The sequence below is a fragment of the Pseudomonas sp. EGD-AK9 genome, from assembly GCF_000465935.2.
GTDB lineage: Bacteria > Pseudomonadota > Gammaproteobacteria > Pseudomonadales > Pseudomonadaceae > Aquipseudomonas.
Genome location: NZ_AVOF01000893.1, coordinates 1 through 596, shown reverse-complemented (window position 1 = coordinate 596; position 596 = coordinate 1). Strand labels below are relative to the sequence as shown.

Here is a 596-nt window from a genome sequence, read left to right as displayed (position 1 = left end):
GGCCGCCTACGTCGCCAGCGGCATGGCCGACGCCGGCTTCGGCGTCGAGGCGGCGGCGCGCCGCTTCGGCCTGGATTTCATCCCCATGGCCCGCGAGCACTATTGCCTGCTGTGCCGCGAGGACAGCCTCGAGCTGCCGGCCATGGCCGCCCTGCTGCGGGTGCTGCAGAACCCGGAGTTCCAGGCGCGCATCGGCCAACTGCCCGGCTACGCCCTCAGCCGCCCCGGCGAGGTGCTGCCGCTGACCCAGGCGCTGGAGCAGTGGGGCCGCGAGAGCCTGCTGTGAGCGCCACCCCTGCGCCCGCTTGGCGAAACCGTGAACCAGTTCCACAACCAGACCAGTGGCCGACGGGAGGTCGGGAACCCGGCATGGGCGCCGCAGGTCAATGGAGCAACTCTCGCCGCAAGGCGGCTCTGTCATCGAGGTGTTCATGAAGTCACTGCAGTTGCTCCTCCTCTCCCTCGGCCTGACCAGCGGCAGTTTCGCCCTGGCCGGCAATACCGAAGCCGGTATTGGCGGCGCACTGGGCGGCGTCGTAGGTGCCATGGTCGGCCAACAGGTCGGCGGCAGCACCGGCGCGGCGGTCGGCGCCGGT

At 71.0% G+C, this 596-nt stretch carries 1 protein-coding gene; it reads left to right on the top strand.

The genetic code is table 11. The features are described 5' to 3' along the window. Positions 1-286 (top strand): substrate-binding domain-containing protein (locus N878_RS25155; protein WP_031304152.1); only part of this gene is annotated, 286 nt, incomplete at its 5' end. Positions 287-596 lie beyond the last annotated feature (310 nt).